The following is a 16,676-nucleotide window of genomic DNA, read 5'->3' as shown; positions in this document are numbered from 1 at the left end:
TAGTTTTAAAAAAATTGCTTATTATCGTTGGCATTCCAGCAAAATTTGCTAGAATAGAAATGTCTGCAAACGTTTGTTTGTTTCGAACTATAAAAGTTCGCACTAAACAATTAAACACAAGGCTGTGCTACACGTTTGTTATACGCGAATAAAGGAGTTCACATGTCGGCAAATATTCAAGATGTAGCGAATAAAGCTCATGTGTCAGTTTCTACTGTGTCGCGTTCATTTACACGACCAAACTTAGTATCTGCATCCACTCGCAATAAAGTATTGGCCATTGCTGAACAATTGAATTTTTCTATTTCGAAATCTGCAGCAGCACTAAAATCTGGTAAAACCTTGCGCATCGCTTTATTGATTAGCGATCAAATTCGTCTATGGTTTTCTGCATCTATTATTCAAGGATTGAATCAAGTATTCCACACAGCTGGATACGATTTGTCAATTTTTCAGATTTCCAGCAGCAAAGAGCGTAGCGAATTTTTCACAATGCTCCCAACTAGACGTAATGCTGACGCTGTTGTTGTGTGCTCCTTTGACGTAAATACCGATGAAATCGCACAACTTAAATCAACAGGTGTGCCAATTGTTGGCATAAACTGCTTATATCCACAAAAATGCGATTTTGACGCGACTATCAATATTGACGATGACCAAGGTGCAAGACTTATGGCACGCCACTTAATCGGTTTAGGGCATCGCAATATTGCATATGTACGCACAACTCGTGACGTTTCACTACATTTCAGCGTATTGCAGCGTTACCATTCTTTTATTGATGAATGCCAAAATAGCGGAATCACACCTACAGAAATTGTGGCACCTGCTAATTCTGATCGCATAAGCGCCATAGTTTCTATGCTTCTTGGAAGTTCAATTATGCCAACAGCAATTGCATGCCAAGAAGATGGTATTGCAATACCGCTTATGTTTCAGCTTGCACGCAGCGGGTATTCTACTCCAAAAGATGTGTCAATTATTGGTTTTGACGATAGTTTTTACGCGCATGAAACTGGCTTAACTACTATTAGACAGGATCCAGTTGATATTGCTTCTACTGCGGCAAATATCACGCTTGCGCTTATAAACGCAGAGGAAGTTGAAGATCCATATCGCATTGTTCCAGCGCAACTTATTGTGCGTTCGAGCACAGCTGCATTATTAAAAGAGTAGACCTTTTATAGTTTTCTAGAAAATATCGAAATAACAAAATATCGAAATAACAAAATCCGCTAGGACTTAGCACTATGATGTGCCAGTATCCTAGCGGATTTGCTTACGTCACCTTTGCTTGCTTACGTCAGCAGGTATAACGTCTGTTTGTTTATTAATGGATCAGTTGTCATCTTCGTGAGCCTGAGAATATTCCTTAGCCCAACCATCCACGAATGCTGTCTTGACCTTATCCCACTTGCCGGTGCCCTGAGCGTACTCAAGCAAAGCGGAGCCAAGGTCGTTCTTCCAGTTATCAGATGGCATTACGGTGAAGTTCCAGCTTACTGGAGTCTTACCAGACTTAGCATCTTCAACGGCTGCTTGAGTCAATGGGTTGTCGGACTTGATATCTGCGAAGCTCTTGAATGGAGTAGTGAAGCCCATCTTCTTAGACAAAGCATCCTTACCAGCATCGGAAGTAAGCAACCACTTCAAGAAGTCCTTAGTTGCCTTCTTGTTAGCATCAGACGTCTTCTCATTTATGCACCAATAGTTCTCAGAACCAGTTGCCAAGCCTTGCTTCTCTTCGCCCTTAGCACCAATATAAATTGGAAGCATACCAAGGTCTTCAGCCTTCATACCAGCCTTGGAGAGGTCACCCCAAGCCCAAGTACCATTCTGGTAGAACACAGCTTTACCCTGGGAGAACTCAGCATTAGCATCTTCACCAGTCTTGGAACCAATCTTTGTTGCTGGTGTAGTGGAATCAGTAATGTAAAGATCGAAAATCTTCTTATAACCGTCAAGGAAGCTACCCTTTACCTTTGCAGGCTGCTTGGTAACATGATCTTCCTTGAACTCATAGTACAAAGGAAGATTTGCAAGGTGGGTCTTAAAACGCCAATCAGAGCTGGAATCAAAACCAGCAGAAGTAAAGGCGCCTTCAACGCCAAGATCTGACTTGTGCTTTTGAATATCATCTGCAACAGCCTTCAACTTATCGAAGGAGTTGATTTCTTCAGCAGACTTTACCTTAGCATCCTTAAGCTCGGTGTACTTCTTAAGCAAAGCCTTGTTGTAAATCAAGCCGTAGGTTTCCATTGCATATGGAATACCAACAACCTTATCTCCATCCTTCAAAGCAATATCCTTGTTCTGAAGTTGGCTATAAAGCTCAGTATCCTTCAAATCAGCAGTGTAATCCTTCCAGCTTGCGTAACCAACTGGACCGTTGATCTGGAAGAGTGTAGGAGCTTCATTACCCTTGCTGATTTCACTCTTCAAAGACTGCTCATAAGTTCCGGAAGCAGCAGTTTGAACCTTAACCTCAACACCTGTTTTCTTGGTGTATGCCTTAGCTACTTCCTTCCACTGATCTGCAGCTTCTGGCTTAAAGTTCAAGAAGTAAACCTTACCTTTAGCAGAGCTGTCACTTGAGGAGGATCCGCAAGCTGCAAGCGCGCCAAAAGCCATTGCCGAGCAAGCTACCAGTGCAATTGTTGATTTAATTGTACGATTCATCATCGAACCTTTCTCCTATGCCGACAATCCCGTCATTGGACTGCCACACCTCTCGGTGTCCTTATCGACAATATTTATTATGCCTCAACTGCTGCAATATTGCAAACGATAGCATAAGTAAATTGACGCGTGTCATTATAAAAACACTACCCACTAATATATTCGATAAAATTAGCACGTATTTTTGGCAATAATTAAAGGGATTGCACAACAATTTAGCAAACGATTGTGCAACCCCTTGAGGATTATAGTTCAAAACAAATTATTTAATTAAGCTAACTCTGCCCATGAGCAATCTTATATTCCTTAGCCCAGCCGTCAACAAACGCGGATTTAAGAGTAGTCCATGCCTTATTAGCGCCAATAGAAGTCATACCGTCTTTTGTTGCTTGAGCGTATGTAAGCAAATCAGAGCCAACATCGTCTTTCCAACCGTTAGATGGCATAGTAACAAACACCCACTTAACAGGCAATTTGCCAGGCTTAGCAGTGTAATCAACAGCAGCCTGAACTAGAGGATTTTCTGCTTTAGGGAAACCTTTGAAAGGAGTAGCAAAGCCCATTTTATTAGCCAAAGCATCCTTACCATAATTTGTAGTAAGTAACCAATTAAGGAAGGCATTAGTTGCTTCCTGATTCCGCCTTGAAGCCTTTTTATTAATGCACCAATAATTTTCCGAACCGGTAGCCATGCCTTGTTTCTCTTCGCCCTTAGCACCAATATAAATTGGTAGCATGCCAACATCGTCAGGCTTTATGCCAGCTTTTGAAAGATCACCCCAAGCCCAAGTACCATTCTGGTAGAACACAGCTTTACCAAGAGCAAACTCATAAACAGCATCCTCGCCAGTTTTAGTACTTAACTGGCTTACAGGAGTTGTGGAATCAGAAATATAAAGGTCAAAAATCTTCCTGAAATTATCAACATAGTCGTAATTAATTGACTGAGGCTGACCATTAACGTTATTCTTAACGAATTGATAATACAAAGGCATATTTGCAAGATGCGTCTTAAAACGCCAGTCGGAGCTTAAATCAAAACCTGCGGACGCAAAAGCACCGTCAATACCAAGCTCATCCTTGCGCTTTTGCAAATCGTCTGCAACAGCCTTCAACGTAGCGAAATTAGTTATTTGATCTTCAAAAGATTTGCCGTTTTCTTCTGGTTGCAACTTTGCATCTTTAAGATCCGCATACCTAGCAAGCAAAGCCTTGTTGTAAATCAAGCCGTAATTTTCAGTAACATATGGCACAGCAACCGGCTTACCGTTATCCATAAAAGCAAGATTTTTATTGCTAAGTTGCGTATAAAGAGGGGAATTAGTTAAATCAGCAGTGTAATCCTTCCAGTTAGCGTAGCCAACAGGACCGTTAATCTGGAATAACGTAGGCATGCTATCTGGATTATCTTTATATTTCTCAACTTCGGTTTTAAGTCTCTTTTCATACTGACCGCCAGTTGGTGTAACTATGCTTACTGTAACACCAGTCTGTTTTGTGTATTCTTTAGCAACTTCTTCCCACATAGCAGTAGCTTCAGGCTTCAAGTTGAAGAAAATAACCTTCCCATTAGCAGACCTATCGGCATTTGCGCCAAAAGACTGAGAAAAACCAAAAGCAGTAAACGCACAAGCCGCCAAAACAGCGCAAACTACTAGCGCAATAATCGACTTAACCGAACGACTCATCATCGAACCTTTCCATATACTGCTAATCTCTTACGAACTAACTAATTACTGCTATTGAATACTATTTAAATCACCGTAGTGAGCTAATATTACAGCAAACGCAAGACTCAAATATATAAATATCTTTGCAAAAAATTTGCGCAAATCGCACTAAAATATATGAAAATATCTGAAATTTTAAAACCGTATTTCAACAATTCCAATGCACAATTACATTGTCGCCTTTATACGTGCCCAACACAGAATAATGCGCGGTATCCATACGAAGAAGTCGCGCAAAATCTGGGTTTATTCCAAGCCAGCGCGCAGTAAGAATACGCAACACATGAGCATGCGCAACAACAAGCACGTCCTTACCTAATTTCAATTTAGGCATTGCCATATCAATAATCTTTTGAGTACGATCCGAAACCTCTTGCAAGCTTTCTCCAGAAGTCCTGTGCACATCCACTGTCTCTCCACTAGGAAGCACTTCTTTAGCATCACTAACCATGTGAAAAGGAAGAACTTTAGGACCATGTTTCCACACATCCCACGCCTCAACTCCACTTAGTTTAGAAATATCAGCGCGCGTGCGACCCTCAGCAGCACCATAATCCCACTCCAGCGCGCTATCGCAAATTGTATACGAAGCAAATCCAGCAAACTGAGCTGTTTGCTGCGCGCGACGAAGCGGGCTTACAAGCACACAATCCTCATCAAAACCTTTTGTGAACACACGCTGCAATCTAGCACCAGCCTCTTTTGCTTGCTCAACACCAACTTCAGTAAGAGGCAAATCCGTGCGCCCAGTATGCTGACCAGACACACTCCAAGCGGTTTGACCGTGACGAAGTAACACCAAGCAACCCTGCTTCGAGCATTCTTTCTGAGAGGATTCTTTAGTGCCGTTATTTTGCATAGTCTTCACATTCCTCACCAGCGCCATGTACACACATCGCACTGGACGCCTAGCAGCACGATTGCTTTACGTAAGCATTTCTTAACTTGCAGCCACTTTGCCGCAAATCAAGATTACTGTTCCATGGTACCGCCAAAATTGGTATTTCGTTACCATTAACATAGAAAATATGACGCAATTATCATCGGCTAATACTAAAACTCAACGAAACCATCGTGTGACTCAAGCTACCGTGCAACGACTGAATGCAGCGAATCGTAAGATTGATGCGCTTCGCGAGCGCCGATTAAAAAATCCAAATACTTTAGGAGATTCGTTGCTTAAAGCCGCACTTCCGTCTTTTGCAACGTTTATAGCTGGACAGATTGCGCACTTAATATGGGAAAAACATGTTGATACTAGAAAAATCAATTTAAACTCTAATAATCGTCCTAACAATCTTTCTAAAGAAAAAATCACACAAAAGCAACGTGTTAAGCAAGAAGAACCATTGCTAATGTCTCTTGGATTTGCAGTATTTTCTGCGATTCTTACTACGATTGTTGGTCGCTTAGTAAGTCACGGAACCTTGTCTTATGTTGCGCGGAGGCAAAGAAAGCGACAGTTTCGAAAAAATAAATTCTAATTTTGAACAAATGAAACTAAATGCAGAAATAATCGAAGAATAAGGAAAGTAAGGAATAAGAATAACGTGCAAAACTTACGTCACAACGAAACTATTGATACTCTACTGAACCGCCGATCTATTCGCGCTTTTTGCAGCGAAGCAATTGACGAAGATACAGTCGCGACTCTTGAAACCGTGGCTCAACGCGCTGCTTGCAGCCAGTTTTTGAACGACTGGTCAGCGATTAAAATTACGAATAGCTCAATTAAGCAGAAGCTTTCCGAAATTGGCAATCAAACATATATTGCTACAGCTCCGCTGTTGTACGTTTTTATTATTGACCAGCACAGAAACGCTGCAATTGCACAAAAAAATGGCATCGATACAGGCAGCGACGAATTTATGCTTAAAACTCGTTACCGCTTTACTCAAGCTCAAAACGACGTCTTTTGGCACTTCACACCATGGAAACTGCCGCGGAATCTTTGGGTCTTGGTTGCGTAATCCTCGGTTCAATTTTGAACAGTAGAACTCAGCTTATTGATATTTTGGATTTGCCTGAATACACGTATCCCGTGCTCGGCTTGGCAATTGGTAAGCCTGCACAAAATCCGGAATTAAAGCCGCGCATGAGTACTAGCATGCAGATTTTTGAAAACACTTACCCTGCTGACGATGCTGAATTACTAGAGAATCTTGCCGATTTCGACAATCGCGTGCATCAATATTACGATTTGCGAAATACTAGCAGACCGGTTGACGCTTTCAGCGCGCAAATTCTTGCTATAGCAGCAGACGATATTGCCAAAAAACACGAAGCAGAAGATGTTGAGCAGGTTGCAAGGCAAGGTTTTAATGTTGCATAAGATTTAACACCGTTTTAATTTAGTGCCGTTTTAACTTAACGCCGTCTTGGCTTGTACCCGCGCTTTCTAGATTTAGGCTTCGTGCTTGCGGATGGCGAGCGCATATCGGAATACATGCGATTTACCGGGTTTTTATGCGTCAAATGCCAGCAACCACAATATTCACAAGCATAAACCCATAACTGTGTTCCACGCTCTCGCAAACTTTGCTCCGCTGCCATAAGAGCCTGCCCTTTATTCTTGTACATGATTTTTTGGGTAGATTCGCAGCGCCTCGGAGTAAAGAAATACATAGCTTTTATGGTAGCAAACCGCTTAACACAGATTCTACGAGTTGCGTGCAATAGCGCGAAATAATGCAGCATTCCTAAATTTAAGTCACCAAACATATTCGCAAAAGTTCAAAATAAATTCAATTTTTACTTTGCAAAATACAAATTTGCGCGTAAAATCATCACTAAAAATATAAATAGTTCAATTTAATACTTATATTTTGAACTTTGCTATAAACTTGTTCAATTTATAAATGCCGATTTTACAAGAAAGACAGATTATGGCACAGAATTTTGCTGATGAGCTTAAAAAAGCTATGAAGCGTAAGGGGTACAAGCAGATTGACGTAATCGAGCTTGCAGCAAAAAACGGTCATAAACTTGGTAAAAGCCAGTTAAGCCAGTATTTAAGCGGCAAAACCGAGCCTCGCAAAGACGTACGTAACATGCTAGCTGAAATTCTTGGAATCAGCAGCGACGGAATCAAAGGCGGTCATTCTTGTGCAAAAATCGAGCAAAACTGCCAGTCTGCAGAAGAACCACAATTAAATCAGCCACAGCTTACAGAAGCTGAACTTTCCCAAACACTCAAACATAGAACCTTCAACAAATCAACCAAACTCGAGCACGTGCTTTATGACGTTCGCGGCCCAGTTGTTGAAGAAGCAAACCGCATGGAAGCGAACGGAACGCATATTCTAAAGCTCAACATTGGAAATCCTGCGCCTTTCGGATTCCGCGCTCCAGACGAAGTGATTTACGACATGCAACAGCAGCTTATTGACTGCGAAGGCTACTCGGATAGTCGTGGACTTTTCTCCGCTCGCAAGGCGATTATGCAATACGATCAGCTTAAGGGCATTCCAGGCGTGCAAATGGAAGATATTTACACTGGAAACGGAGTTTCCGAGCTGATTAATCTTTCTATGCAAGCGCTGCTTGATTGCGGCGACGAGATTCTTATCCCAAGCCCAGACTATCCGTTGTGGACTGCGTGCGCTAGCCTGGCTGGAGGTACTCCTGTGCACTACATGTGTGACGAAAAGTCGCATTGGTACCCAGATATTGCCGACATTCGCTCTAAAATCACGCCTCGCACTAAAGCAATCGTGATTATTAACCCGAATAATCCTACGGGTGTGCTGTATAGTCGCGAAGTTTTGGAAGAGATTGTTAAGATTGCGCGCGAGTTTAATTTGATTATTTTTGCGGACGAGATTTACGACCGTCTTGTTATGGATGGCAAGAAGCATATTTCGATTGCTTCTCTTGCTCCAGACGTATTCTGCGTAACTTTCAGCGGACTTTCTAAGTCGCATATGATTGCTGGCTTCCGTATTGGTTGGATGAGTCTTTCGGGAGATAAATCCAAGGCTCGCGACTACATTATGGGTCTTAATATGCTGTCTAATATGCGCTTGTGCTCGAACGTTCCTGCGCAGTCAATTATTCAGACTGCTTTGGGCGGATACCAGAGCGTTGAAAAGTATTTGGAACCAGGCGGACGCGTGTATGAGCAGCGCGAGTATTGCTATAACGCGCTTCAAGAGATGGATGGCGTAAGCGTTGAGCGACCAGACGCTGCTTTCTACATGTTTGTAAAGCTCGATCCAAGTCGATACAACATTCACGACGACGAACAGTTTGCGCTTGATTTGCTACGCGATCAGAAGTTGCTGATTGTGCACGGCAAAGGCTTTAATTGGCAGACTCCAGGCTACTTCCGCGTAGTCTACTTGCCGCGCTTGCAAACGCTTCGTGACGCAATGGGCAAACTCGCTAACTTCCTCTCCTACTATCGCCAGTAGAAAAAATAATTTTTATATAAACAAAAAAATTATGCATATAGTGCCACGCTAAAAAAACTTAACGTGGCACTATATTTTTCATAGGAGGAAGGAATCAAAGTATTTACTAAGCAGCCTATTCTCTTATAGATGCTGCTGGGCCAATTGACTCACGCAGCAGCACAGTAATAGGTAGACATACGTGACGGGATGATGCTCGTTCATACCCAGCATTCAAAGTCTCTACTATATATTCAGCAGCTAAACGTCCTTTAGTTGTAACAGGCTGTTTAACTGTTGTCAACGGTGGATTACTACATGCAGACTCATCTAGATCATCAAAACCTGTAACAGAAATATCACGTGGGATTTGCAAACCAAACTGTCTAGCAGCATCCATTACTCCAAACGCAATAACATCACTAAAGCAGATGAACGCAGTTGGGAATGCAGAATTATTTTGTTTAGTTATTTGTGCAAAAGCTTCTTTTCCTCCAGCACGAGTGCATGGCACTTCAATAACATTTTTCTTATCGACCAGTGGGGCTATTCCATTCTCTTCTAAAGCAGAAATCACACCATCAATACGGCGACGAATTGTTCCATGCCAAGAAAGATACCCATCATCATTGCCTGATTCTGGAGAAATCACCACAAAATTGCGATGGCCCAATGAAATAAGATGCTCAGTTAATTCCTTCATAGCGCGCGTCTCATCAATATTGATACTTGGAGCCTGACTATGCACCTCACTGTCAACAATAACAAATGGCTTTCCTTGCTGCATAAGAGCTTCAACTTCACCACGATCTTCTTCTAAACCAGTTACTATAAAACCGTCAACTGCAGCATAAGGAATTGCTTTTAACATAGAATTACGAAGTGGAGGCACTAAAAGAAGCGTCAGTCCCTCTCGCTCACAGATTTGCCCAATACCTTGAATAAATTCCGAATAGTATGGATTTTCTAGCACTCGCCCTAATTGCTGTGGTAGTAACAATCCCAAACTATTTGTCTTTTGAGTTCGCAGCATATAAGCAACAGGATTACGCACATATCCTAGTTCCTTTGCAACTGAAAATATGTGTTCTACAGTTTCTGATGATAAGCGATCAGGAGTATTATACGCAAAGGAGACAGCAGATTTAGAGACACGCGCTGCATCAGCAATATCCTGCATTGTAATTTTCTTTCCCATGTCTCACACTTCTTACTTCTACATTATTTTTACTGTTGAGCTTGCAATACAATCATAGAATTATCTTTATTGGGGCGCCAACTATTTCCAACAGTTACACCATTTATAATTCGCCAATTATGATTTTGCAATTGTTGAGGTAGCTTCGATGAATTATATTCTACCAAATTATTACGTGAAATAATCATCAAAAGAGATTCTTCCTTATGCTCTCGAGAAATAATGACAGTATCTTCGTCAACAGCGTAACAACTTTGCGTGCCTCTTCGCAACGCAATATGATCACGCCGCAATGCATTTAATTGAACAATTGTACGGAATATTTCAGCATTTGCATCAAGACTATCCCACTGCATACCAGAACGGCACCCTGGATCATTATCGCCAACCATACCAAGCTCATCACCGTAATAAATCATTGGAGCACCTTCGCAGGCAAACATGCAATAGTACGCGGTTATGCAATCCTCAGTATTATTTTGATGCGCAGTTAAAACACGCTCAGTATCGTGGCTACCCAACAAATTCATCATTCCATGGTGATATCCATACGGTATGCGCTCCTGCAAACGGTTAATACCGTTAACAAAATCGTATGCATTGAATCGCTTTGTCGCAGTAAAACCTAAAACTAAATCACGCAGAGTATAATTCATTGTGCTATCAGTAGTGTCTCCTTGCAACCATTGAGCAGGGTCTCTCCACTCTTCAGCTATCAAACATAATTCCGAATTTTTTGCTTTAACAACTTGCCTAAAGTCCTGCCAAAATTCTGGATAAATAAAATATGGAACGTCAAGACGATAGCCATCGATACCTTGATCAATCCAATATCTTGCAACATTAAAATGATGCTCACGCACCTTTGGATTAAACACATTCCACTTCGGTAGATATTCACAACCAGAACAGGTTTTATAATTAGGCACAGGCAATGACTTAACTGGAAAGTTTTTCACTGAAAAATAATTCACATATTCTGAATTCTCTTCATTTTTAACAACATCTTGAAACATCCAATGAGTTTTACCACAATGATTTAAAACTGCATCTAGTACTATACGTATATTCCGCTTATGCGCTTCATCTACCAATGTATGAAAATCTTCAAGCGTTCCTAAAAGTGGATCGATTTTGAAATAATCGTTTGCATCATAACGATGATTTGTTGCAGCAGAAAAAATTGGATTCAAATAGAGCGCGTTGCACCCTAAATCATGAATATAATCAAGTTTTTCTGTAATTCCAGCAATATTACCGCCTAAGAAATTCTCACGCGTAGGCTCAGCATCCCATGGATCAAGCGGCACATGACCTTCAGTTAGCATACCGTAGCCTTCACAACGATGGAAACGATCAGGAAAAATCTGATAAAATCTTGCATCAGGCAACCACTGTGGTATAGACATAATAAACCCCATCCTTAATATTTCTACAATTTCTAATCTTTCATACCCGTATTTGCAATTCCTCTAACGAGCGCACGTTGGAAGAAAAGGAACACAATGATACTTGGTATTGTTGCAGTCAAAGTTCCTGCCATCAAATAATTCCAAGAGGTTCCATAACGCCCTACGAAGGATGCTAAACCAATCTGGATTGTACGAGTTTCATCCGTATTCGTAACCAATAACGGCCAAAGGAAATCATTCCACGCAAAGAGAAAACTGAAAATACCAAGCGTCGCAAACGCTGGATATGACAATGGAACAATCAGTTTGAAGAATATTCCAAACCTGCCACAACCGTCAATGCGCGCTGCCTCATCAAGCTCTCGAGGAATTGTTGCAAAATATTGGCGAAGTAAAATAATGCCAAACACATCTGCAAGTCTAGGAACAACCAAAGCATACAGCGTATCAACCCACCCCAAATTAGCGACTATCTCATAGGACGGAATAACAATCACAAAATTAGGAATCATCAATGCAGAAAGCAGCAGAATGAATATTGTTTTCTTCAAAGGAAATTCTAAGCGCGCAAAAGCGTAGGCAGCAAAGGCATCAAATATTAAATGTCCTACAACAATTCCTACCGTCATCAATAGCGTATTCCAGTAATATTGTGCAAACGGCGCAGCTTGCCAAGCGTGAATATAGTTTTCCCAATGCCATGATGTAGGAAAAATTGAAGTATTCGTGTATGTTTCAGCACGCATTTGCAAAGAAGTAGTGAACATCCACAAAAATGGAATGATTACTGTTGCTGAACCTAAAATCAGAATCGCATGACGCGCCAAACGCGACCATAATGATGATTTCATTATTCTTCTCCTTGTGCTCCAGAAACTTTCCATTGAACCATCGTCACGCCTAGCACTAGCGCAAGTGTAATAAACGCTATTGCTGTTCCATAGCCAAAATCACCAAGCTTGAACGCATCCCGATACATCATCATGCCAAGCACTTCCGTGCCTCCGCGAGGCCCACCACCCGTGAGCATGTATGCAAGGTCGAAGGATTGGAAGCTCGTCACCAATGCCTGAACTACTACAAAAAACGTCATTGGAGACAGCAATGGGAAAGTAATCTTCCATAATTTTTGCCACCCAGTAGCTCCATCTAATGCAGCCGCTTCATACACACTTTTTGGCAATGCTTGTAACGCAGTTAAATACAAAATAGCGTTAAAACCAATATTTTTCCACACGGTCAAAAGAATTAATGCAATAAGCGCAAGCCAGCGATTTTGTAACCAATCTGGTCCGTGTATATTGAATTTCATCAACACACTGTTCACGAATCCAGAAGGATCGAGCATATATTTCCACACAATGGCTGCAGCCACAGAAGATGTAACCACTGGAAGGAAGTAAATACTACGATAAATACTCCTACCTCGTATAGGTGCATCAAGCAAAAGCGCGAGCAACAATCCAGTCAGCACACTTAATACACATACACCAGCAGCATAAATAATTGTTACCATTAAGCTGTTGAAAAACTCAGGATCTTGGAAAAGACGAGCATAGTTTTCCAAGCCAATAAATTTCTTTTCTGGAGAGAATCCATCCCACGATGTTAGTGAAATATATACAGCAGACAACACAGGGTACAGCACGAAACCACCAATAATAAGCACTGCTGGCAACAAGAATACCGCAGCACAAATTACCTGATCTTTCTGGTAGTGCCTGTGCGCAGACTTGAGAAAATGACGTTTTTTCATTACATACTCCTTGATGCAAAGAACTCCGATAGCTGAGCCAACTTTATTTCATTCGACCCAGCTATCGGCACAGTATTTATGCAATCAGCCTTTGGCAATCACGTCGTTTACTGCCTTTTCAGCATTCGCAAGCGCTTCATCAACACTCTGCTCTCCAGCGAAAGCCTTCTCCACAGCCTTTGCAAATTCGAAGGAAATCTTTGGATACAATGGCGTATTTGGACGTGTATGAGCAATCTCCATTTGTTCCACAAACGGAATTAAACGAGGCTGTTCCTTCTTAACCCAATCCAAATACTTATCAGACTTTGCAACACTCTTCGTTACAGGAAGCATGCCAGTCTTTTGCGACCACTTGATCACCTGTTCTGGCTGCAAGAACCAATTCAAGAACTCGCCAGCAGCCTTGGCACGAGCGTCAGAATTGTGGAAGACGATTGCTTGTTCACCACCGAGATTGGTTGCCTCCTTACCATCCTTTGGATGAGGGGCTTTTGCTACACCGAAATCAAATGGTGGATCTGGCGCCCAGATGCCAACCATCCAGCTACCTTCCTGAGCAGAACCACCCTTGCCCTTTTCAAATTCGCCCCACTTAGCATATGGGCTCACGCCGCTCTTGATGAGATCCATCCAGAAGTTCATAGCCTTCTTGCCTTCTGGCGTATTGAATGCAGCCTTAGAATTATCCTTCGTCAAGAATTCGCCGCCAGCTTGCCACAAGTTGACCTGGAAGTTCCAAGTTAAACCTTCGCCGTTATCTCCTGCTTGAGTAAGCAAATCATACCCTGGCTTGCCCGTCTTTTCCTTGATTGTCTTGGCAACTTTCTTCAACTCATCCCATGTTTGCGGTGGCTTGTTAGGATCTAACCCAGCTTCTTTATAAACATCCTTGTTGTACATGTACGCAAGATTATTGGCAGTCACTGGCACAGAAACTTGTTTGCCGTCAATATGACCATAGTCAATCAATGCAGGAGTCACATCATCGAGCGTTTTCGAGCTGATAACCTTAGAAAGATCAGTCAAATTGCCCATTTTTGCAATCTGTGGCACCCATACCAAATCACTTATAGAAATATCTGGCAAGCTCTTCGACGAAGCCGATGCACGAAGCTTCGTCATAAAATCAGAATTCGGGACGCTCGCAGTCTTAATCTTAATATTTTTATGCGAAGCATTAAAATCCTTCACCATTGCATCAAAGGTATCGGCGTTAGCGCCATCCCAATAATGCCAAATGGTAAGCGATGTTGCACCATTAGCGTCGGACGATTTCGTACTACCGCACGCACTTACGCTAACAATCATTGCAGCAGCACCAATCAGTGCACATATTTTTGTAAATTTCTTCATTGTAACCTTCTTTTTATATTCATACGTTAACTTGCACTCATTTTGCATTTAGAAAATGGATGACGAACGATTCTCTAAAGCATCAGAAAACAAACTAATAATTTTTTATTCTTTGTTGTATGACTACATAACAAGCAAACAGTTTTTTAATTGCCACAAACACTGGCTCATATAAATCTACATGTCATGTTCATACAGACACCAAAATCAAAAATGCATGCTTGTTTCTACCTCCTCCCCTCCAACTCCGAAGGCATTATCTTTAGACACCCACTGTTTGTCATCAAGCAATGCCTTAAATTGGAACTTTTTACCTTTAGGTATTCTTTCCATTTCAAATTCCCATATGTCGTTACCCAAATAATGACATGCACGACCATAATTCCAAGAAAGTGGATAAGTATCTCCTCTTACAGTTAGCGAATGACCTAAAGGAACATTCGCATGAACCATAATCTTCGTAAGATTCCGACGAACTGGGTGATACTCAGAAGTAGACGTCTCTGCGGCAAAAATAGCGACATCATGCGAAGATAATAGCACCTTAATCTGTTTACCGGTTACTCCTCCTGGCACAACAGTTGCCTTACGATTCGTATTCATCATATCTGTCAAAACAGTTCCTACAGAGATATGACTTTCTGCTCTAAGAGGTATAGTAACCATCTTTTCACCCCAAGTATTATGAGCAACTGTAATAACCTCATCGCTATTATCCTTGGCCATACGAGAGAAAGCATACACATCTTTGGCAGACCACATCTCAAGTTGACGACCTGTCCTCAATGAAGTGTGCTTACGACGAATCTCTGTTAATCGTTTAATATGCTGGTATAACGGAGATTTAGTGTTAAACGATTTCATATCTTTACGATTATCCTTATTTGCAATAGGGACTTCTGAACCATTGCCATTACCGTCATCAGCCTGTTCAGTGCCATAATAAATAATTGGCAAACCACGGGTAGTCATCATAAACGACAAGGCAGAACGTAAACGTTGATAATCATCATTTGCCCAAGTCAAAAACCTTGCTCTGTCATGATTATCAATAAATGTCTCTAATTGGTTTGGATTCCTATATTTCGTATCCTGCGAAAATAGCTTCCCTAAGTCACGCATATCCGTGTCTGCTGAAAAAGTTCTACGCACAGTGAAGAAATAAGGAAAATCTAATGCACCCCATTCGTAGTTTTGGTAATCAGCAACATAATCAACATCACCAACAAATATTTCTCCAAATGATGGAACCCCAACTTCTTTCTCAAATTTCTTTAACCAAGGTTTCGGGATAGAACGAGCAGCATCTACTCTCATTCCATCAAAGCCCATATCAATCCAATCTTTATATGTCTTAATAAGATATTTAGAGACTTGCGGATTAGACTGATCAAGATCATCTAAACCACCAAGATCACATTGCTCTATATCAGACTGCGATTCAGTATTATCGAATTTACAATCACCAAAATGATGATAAAATGCTGGATTATTCAAAAACCCTTCTGGATGATATGCCCCATTATATTTACGAGCATAAGCATCAAGATAGTCTGACGTGTGATTTGGCACAACATCGAGAATCATCTTTAATCCACGATTATGAGCTTCATTAATAAGCCTTTGCAAATCAGCTCTACTACCAAAATGTTTATTTGGTGTTGCAAAATCTTTAGTGAAATAACCATGATAGCTTGCTTCTTTACCGTCTTTTGACAACGGTTCTTGTTCAGACACAGGAGAAATCCAAATTGCAGTAACACCCAACCCTGCTATATAGTCCAAATGATTAGTTAGACCTTTCCAGTCGCCACCATGATAAAAACCTAAATCATTAGGGTTATATTCACCATGACCAAAATCATTGTTGGATGAATCACCATCCGCAAATCTATCAACTAAGACTTGATAAATAACATCACCTTCTTCCAATGGTCGCACACTATGAGCAGTGTTCGCAAAAGCAGAAGTAGATGAATTAAAAAGTAACATTACACTAATAAAAAATGAAACTATAAAAAATAAAATCCTACGCATAAATGCGCTAAACTTCATCGCTCGAGAGTTCATTTCAGTCTCCTTTGAACCGTAATGCTAAACTCTTGTAAATCAATTTACTACATTGTTAAACAAACGTCAATCCCTTAAAATAAT

Annotated in this window: 12 protein-coding genes and 2 pseudogenes; 4 read left to right on the top strand and 10 right to left on the bottom strand. The window is 41.2% G+C overall.

Translation table 11 applies throughout. The features are described from left to right. Positions 1-162: 162 nt before the first annotated feature. A complete protein-coding gene (locus HXT48_RS00720; RefSeq protein WP_012914534.1) occupies positions 163-1,176 on the top strand; it encodes a LacI family DNA-binding transcriptional regulator in 1,014 nt (337 codons plus the stop codon). A gap of 162 nt (positions 1,177-1,338) precedes the next feature. Here the strand turns inward: HXT48_RS00720 and HXT48_RS00715 are convergent, their stop codons facing one another. From HXT48_RS00715 to HXT48_RS00705, 3 genes are all read right to left on the bottom strand, one after another. Next, positions 1,339-2,682, bottom strand: coding sequence for an ABC transporter substrate-binding protein (locus tag HXT48_RS00715; protein ID WP_012914535.1), 1,344 nt, complete (start codon positions 2,680-2,682; stop codon positions 1,339-1,341). A 272-nt stretch (positions 2,683-2,954) separates the two neighbouring features. Next, positions 2,955-4,370, bottom strand: a complete 1,416-nt coding sequence (locus HXT48_RS00710; protein WP_119522953.1) for an ABC transporter substrate-binding protein — start codon at positions 4,368-4,370, stop codon at positions 2,955-2,957. A 187-nt stretch (positions 4,371-4,557) separates the two neighbouring features. Beyond that, positions 4,558-5,268 (bottom strand): histidine phosphatase family protein, encoded by a 711-nt coding sequence (locus HXT48_RS00705; RefSeq protein WP_064621493.1) that lies wholly within the window; start codon positions 5,266-5,268, stop codon positions 4,558-4,560. Between the two features lie 169 nt (positions 5,269-5,437). Between HXT48_RS00705 and HXT48_RS00700 the strand changes: the two genes are divergently transcribed. Together HXT48_RS00700 and HXT48_RS00695 are read left to right on the top strand one after the other, a co-directional pair. Further along, complete coding sequence (locus HXT48_RS00700; protein WP_064621498.1) at positions 5,438-5,893, top strand: DUF4235 domain-containing protein; 456 nt, start codon at positions 5,438-5,440, stop codon at positions 5,891-5,893. 66 nt (positions 5,894-5,959) lie between these two features. Next, positions 5,960-6,741: pseudogene (locus HXT48_RS00695) on the top strand (nitroreductase family protein). 35 nt (positions 6,742-6,776) lie between these two features. On the opposite strand, the gene HXT48_RS00690 reads toward HXT48_RS00695, so the two are convergent. Beyond that, a complete protein-coding gene (locus tag HXT48_RS00690) occupies positions 6,777-7,034 on the bottom strand; it encodes a hypothetical protein (RefSeq protein WP_076003106.1) in 258 nt (85 codons plus the stop codon). Between the two features lie 260 nt (positions 7,035-7,294). Between HXT48_RS00690 and HXT48_RS00685 the strand changes: the two genes are divergently transcribed. Then, a complete protein-coding gene (locus HXT48_RS00685) occupies positions 7,295-8,821 on the top strand; it encodes an aminotransferase class I/II-fold pyridoxal phosphate-dependent enzyme (RefSeq protein WP_012914541.1) in 1,527 nt (508 codons plus the stop codon). 115 nt (positions 8,822-8,936) lie between these two features. Here HXT48_RS00685 and HXT48_RS00680 read toward each other — a convergent pair whose 3' ends face one another. The 6 genes and pseudogenes from HXT48_RS00680 to HXT48_RS00655 form a co-directional block, all read right to left on the bottom strand. After that, entirely contained in the window at positions 8,937-9,998 is a 1,062-nt protein-coding gene (locus HXT48_RS00680; RefSeq protein ID WP_004108190.1) for a LacI family DNA-binding transcriptional regulator, read from the bottom strand. 29 nt (positions 9,999-10,027) lie between these two features. Then, positions 10,028-11,407 (bottom strand): glycoside hydrolase family 13 protein, encoded by a 1,380-nt coding sequence (locus HXT48_RS00675; RefSeq protein ID WP_004108193.1) that lies wholly within the window; start codon positions 11,405-11,407, stop codon positions 10,028-10,030. A gap of 32 nt (positions 11,408-11,439) precedes the next feature. Beyond that, positions 11,440-12,261: a carbohydrate ABC transporter permease gene (locus HXT48_RS00670; RefSeq protein WP_004108195.1), complete on the bottom strand. Its 822-nt coding sequence runs from the start codon at positions 12,259-12,261 to the stop codon at positions 11,440-11,442. Continuing rightward, a complete protein-coding gene (locus HXT48_RS00665) occupies positions 12,261-13,166 on the bottom strand; it encodes a carbohydrate ABC transporter permease (protein WP_012914542.1) in 906 nt (301 codons plus the stop codon). Before HXT48_RS00665 ends, HXT48_RS00670 begins: the two co-directional genes overlap by 1 nt. 84 nt (positions 13,167-13,250) lie before the next feature. Next, positions 13,251-14,522: an ABC transporter substrate-binding protein gene (locus HXT48_RS00660; RefSeq protein WP_421793086.1), complete on the bottom strand. Its 1,272-nt coding sequence runs from the start codon at positions 14,520-14,522 to the stop codon at positions 13,251-13,253. A gap of 984 nt (positions 14,523-15,506) precedes the next feature. Next, positions 15,507-16,514 (bottom strand): annotated as a pseudogene (locus tag HXT48_RS00655) (alpha-amylase family glycosyl hydrolase); the annotation flags it as partial. Positions 16,515-16,676: the final 162 nt, after the last annotated feature.

Origin of the sequence: Gardnerella sp. KA00127, from assembly GCF_049244125.1 — a bacterium.
Classification (GTDB): domain Bacteria; phylum Actinomycetota; class Actinomycetes; order Actinomycetales; family Bifidobacteriaceae; genus Bifidobacterium; species Bifidobacterium swidsinskii.
Note: the sequence above shows the minus strand (reverse complement) of the source record. Positions and strands in the feature narration are given on the sequence as shown.

Excerpts from the sequence above, each read along its gene's own strand:
- HXT48_RS00720 (WP_012914534.1), top strand. The coding sequence starts at position 163 with ATGTCGGCAAATATTCAAGATGTAGCGAATAAAGCTCATGTGTCAGTT.
- HXT48_RS00715 (WP_012914535.1), bottom strand. The coding sequence starts at position 2,682 with ATGATGAATCGTACAATTAAATCAACAATTGCACTGGTAGCTTGCTCG.
- HXT48_RS00710 (WP_119522953.1), bottom strand. The coding sequence starts at position 4,370 with ATGATGAGTCGTTCGGTTAAGTCGATTATTGCGCTAGTAGTTTGCGCT.
- HXT48_RS00705 (WP_064621493.1), bottom strand. The coding sequence starts at position 5,268 with ATGCAAAATAACGGCACTAAAGAATCCTCTCAGAAAGAATGCTCGAAG.
- HXT48_RS00700 (WP_064621498.1), top strand. The coding sequence starts at position 5,438 with ATGACGCAATTATCATCGGCTAATACTAAAACTCAACGAAACCATCGT.
- HXT48_RS00690 (WP_076003106.1), bottom strand. The coding sequence starts at position 7,034 with ATGTATTTCTTTACTCCGAGGCGCTGCGAATCTACCCAAAAAATCATG.
- HXT48_RS00685 (WP_012914541.1), top strand. The coding sequence starts at position 7,295 with ATGGCACAGAATTTTGCTGATGAGCTTAAAAAAGCTATGAAGCGTAAG.
- HXT48_RS00680 (WP_004108190.1), bottom strand. The coding sequence starts at position 9,998 with ATGGGAAAGAAAATTACAATGCAGGATATTGCTGATGCAGCGCGTGTC.
- HXT48_RS00675 (WP_004108193.1), bottom strand. The coding sequence starts at position 11,407 with ATGTCTATACCACAGTGGTTGCCTGATGCAAGATTTTATCAGATTTTT.
- HXT48_RS00670 (WP_004108195.1), bottom strand. The coding sequence starts at position 12,261 with ATGAAATCATCATTATGGTCGCGTTTGGCGCGTCATGCGATTCTGATT.
- HXT48_RS00665 (WP_012914542.1), bottom strand. The coding sequence starts at position 13,166 with ATGAAAAAACGTCATTTTCTCAAGTCTGCGCACAGGCACTACCAGAAA.
- HXT48_RS00660 (WP_421793086.1), bottom strand. The coding sequence starts at position 14,522 with ATGAAGAAATTTACAAAAATATGTGCACTGATTGGTGCTGCTGCAATG.